We start from the raw sequence: 3,565 nt of genomic DNA, 5'->3' as shown, positions 1-3,565 counted from the left end.
GACATCGAACAGCCCCTCCTGGCTACCCATACCGGGATCATCCCGCACGAATAATCATGATCTTCGCGCGGGTTGCCGGTTACTGAGACACGCTCCTAGCCTCTCGGGCGTGGAGCACCTGCGCGACCTCGCCGTCCGGCTGGCGATGGACGAACCGGTCGGCGACGACCTGCCGATGGCGGCCGCTCACGCTCTGACCCGGGGCGTCGACTCGCCGGGCCTGCGTGAGCTTGCCGGCCTGTCGAAGGGCCAGTCGTGGGAGGCAGTCGATCTGTTCCGGCAGGCGATGGACGAACTCGGCTCGCCGGTGCCGGACGAGCGCGGCGCTCGGCTGCACCTCATGCGTCAGGTAGCGGCGGACATCGTTGCGGGAGACGGCGACGCCGAGGATCTGGCCCACGAGATCTACTGCCAGGCGGCCGAATCCCAGTTGCCGGAGCTGCGACCCGTGGCCGATCGCTTCCTGGAGCTGTACGTCGGATGGGGCACGGCATACGACCAGACAAACGAGGTCGTAGCGGCCACGAAGGCGGCTGCCCAGTCGTTCCTGAACGACCATCCAGCTTGAGCGGCTCCCGAAAGTCTCGCAAACAGCGGTGATCGCGAGGGAGCGAGCCCTTGACCGGCTGCGGACACTGGGGGCAGGCATCTGACCCGGGAGGTCGACATGCGCTGGGTGATCCTCGTACTCGTCATCGTGGCCGCCGTGTTCGTCGTCGGCCTGCTGCGTCGTCGTCGGCAGACACGCGTGGACGGCCGCCAGGTACGTGACCTCCGGGCATCCGCCGAGGCGCGCCGCCGGCTCGACGACCATCGGAATCGTACGGACGGCAGCAACACCGGCAGCGGCGGCGTGGGCGGCTGGAGTTCCTGACCTCTCCGGCAGATCACAGAAGGTCCGCGCTTCTCCCGCGCTCCAGATGACGGAACCTTCGCCGCGGACGGCACGGGCAAACGCCGGACGTGATGAGCCATATGCTGCACCCCGAGTGGAAGCGGGGATTCGTGGGGATCGTTGATCGGGTTCGCGGCGGATCCTTCGTCGCCGGCGTACTGGTGGTACTGGGCCTTGCCGGCTGCGTCACACGAGCCGACCCGCCACCGCCTCCGGCACCCTCGGTGGATCCCGCACCGTCGGCATCGCCCACCGAGCAAGAGGCGCTGATGGCGACGATTCGCCAGCTGGTCGAGCGGGCCGATGTCGGCGACGACATCCGGGAGCGCACGGTCGAGGTCGGCGAGCCCTATGAACCCTGCGACCTGCTCATTGCCGACCCAGACCGGTCGAACGAGGGCGGGTTGGAATTCGATCAGGTGTGGGGCGCGGGCCTGGAGGTGAATCCCGTAGGGATCTTCGTCGACGTCCAGCCCCCGACAACCCTTTTGAATGTCACGGTGATCCGTCTGCGTGATGCCCCGGCGGCCGCTGCGGCCGCGCGTACGGCGCGCACCGCACGTTGCCCCAGTAAGGATTTCCCACTCAACATCGGGATGGCCACCGCCCGGTGGGGCGCACGCACGATGCCCATCGGATCGACGAGCGCGCGGCTGACCACGGCGACGGTGAGCCGGGTGAACCCGGAAAGCGCCGAAGGAATGCCGTTCCTGCCCGGCAACGCGCGGCTGATCTTCGCGCACGGCTCGCTGCTCATCAGTGTCGAGGCGCTCACCTTCTGGCCGCCCAAACTGAGCACCGCCTCCGAGGTCACCGCAATCGCTCAGGAGAAGGCGACGTCCCTGGCAACGGTGATCGTCAAGACCGTCCCCACGCCAGGCTAGGACCGGAACGTCTCGCGCGCCGGGATGGGGGCTATGTCGGAGGAGGCCCGCTACCTCGTCGCGGGCTTCCTGTCCGGCAGCGAGCCCCGATACCCGCTGCACGCTGACGGCGAGCCTGAGGAGGCCGACCTGAACGCTTGGCGTGCAGCCCTCTCCCGATTCCGGCGCATGGGCAGACGGCTTATGACATCCGTGCGTGCTGCCGAGCGGCCGCCGGGCACAATGAGTGGCAACCCTCCAGGCTTGGAAGTCTCATGCCACGCCGGCCGCCCGCCGCCGTCCGCCGCAGCCTGCGCCGACACCACCGCAGGATGCCGAGAACCCGCCCGACCGTGTCCCGGCTGCCAGGCCCCGCGTTGGGCGCCTTGCGGGAGGTCGATCGATACGCTGGCTGGCCGGACAATTGGACCGTCGAAGCGGTACTGCTGTGGATTCGTCCGCTTCGCAGCATCAGGCAAACCGGCATGGTCCCTTGGCATGCCGAGTGCGATGACTGGCATGAGGACTGGGGACATCCCCGCACTGTCATCGAGATCGCCCTGGGCCGGCTACCACGCCGCACTCGCCGCGACTTGCGGCGACTCATCAGCCGCGCTGATCGCACGTGGCAGTCCCGGACGCTGCCCAATCCATTCAGCAGGCCAGACCTTCCCTGGTGGCTCCGAGGGATCGAGTAGACAGGTCGGACGTTCAAGCGGAACTTGGACCGCTCGTACGTGACCTGCGGCGCGCTGGCCGACCACGCTTCGGGTTCCCGTCGTTGGCGGCTGATCCAGGACCGGCTGCGCCGCGCGGATCGCGTACCGGTCTGCGGAGGTCGTCCGGCTGCTCACTCGCGTTAGTGTGGCCCGTGATCGTATGGCTCAACGGCACTCACGGCGTGGGCAAGACGACGACCAGCATGCTCGTGCAGCAACTGATCCCGAATTCGCGAGTGTTCGACGCCGAGAAGGTCGGCGAGACTCTCATGGACATCACGCCAGGGCTACCCGCGACTGACAACTTCCAGCACTGGCCGCCGTGGCGGCAGCTCGTCGTCGAGACCGCCCGCCGTGTTCTCGACTACACCGGCGGCACGCTCGTAGTGCCGATGACTGTCCTGGTCGAGCAGTACTGGATCGAAATCAGCACCGGCCTCGCTCAACATGCCATCCCGGTCAAGCACTTCGTCCTCCACGCCGACCGAGACGCCCTCCGCAGCCGTATCGAGGGGGAACACCCCACTCCGTCTCCGTTCCGTCTCAAGTACCTTCAGCCCTACGCCGAGGCGGCCCGCACGTGGCTGCATGCCGAGGCCGAGATCATCGACACCACGGACCTGACTCCCGCCCAGGTCGCCGCGCAGATCGTCCTCGGAGCCACCGAGGGACGCTCAGATGGCTGACCTGGGACTGTCCGCATCACTGGTGGGCATCTGCGGCTACGGGCATCTGACGTCGAGGAGGGTCGTCATGGCGTTGGTCGAGAAGGGCTCTCGGCTCATCACGGTCGGCGGGGTCACCTACAGGTGGCGCGTACGCGGCAGACCGACCTATGCCCAAGCGCTGTGTGAGGCTCCACTCGCTGTCGCTGTCGAACAGGTCGGCTGCAAGGGCAGGGTGTTGCTGGTCCGCATGCCTCAGGATCATCCAAGCAACTGGTTCGGCACGCCAGTCGTCCCCGTACTTCCGTCGACTGTCGCGGCGATATGTCAAGCCCCGGGTTTGATGGAGACTGGATTATCTGGTTTTCAGGGTTGCGGTGACCGGGTGGGTCATCGCGTGTAGCGCCTCGTGTTCGGCGGGTG

4 protein-coding genes are annotated in these 3,565 nt (G+C 67.2%); all 4 read left to right on the top strand.

Translation table 11 applies throughout. The annotated features are described in order from the left end of the window. Positions 1-109 precede the first annotated feature (109 nt). The 4 genes from SM452_RS30220 to SM452_RS30205 all read left to right on the top strand — a co-directional run bounded on the left by SM452_RS30220 (position 110) and on the right by SM452_RS30205 (position 3,163). A complete protein-coding gene (locus SM452_RS30220) occupies positions 110-568 on the top strand; it encodes a hypothetical protein (RefSeq protein ID WP_355508221.1) in 459 nt (152 codons plus the stop codon). 99 nt (positions 569-667) lie between these two features. Further along, positions 668-874: a hypothetical protein gene (locus SM452_RS30215; protein ID WP_355508222.1), complete on the top strand. Its 207-nt coding sequence runs from the start codon at positions 668-670 to the stop codon at positions 872-874. Between the two features lie 101 nt (positions 875-975). Next, positions 976-1,779 carry a hypothetical protein gene (locus SM452_RS30210; protein ID WP_463841206.1) on the top strand — a complete coding sequence of 268 codons (804 nt, stop codon included), beginning with the start codon at positions 976-978 and terminating at the stop codon, positions 1,777-1,779. A gap of 850 nt (positions 1,780-2,629) precedes the next feature. Next, positions 2,630-3,163 (top strand): P-loop nucleotide/nucleoside kinase family protein, encoded by a 534-nt coding sequence (locus SM452_RS30205; protein ID WP_402811438.1) that lies wholly within the window; start codon positions 2,630-2,632, stop codon positions 3,161-3,163. Positions 3,164-3,565 lie beyond the last annotated feature (402 nt).

Source organism: Micromonospora sp. SYSU B005 (assembly GCF_055362685.1).
The sequence above is the reverse complement of the archived record's forward strand: the minus strand, read 5'-3'. Positions and strand labels throughout refer to the sequence as shown.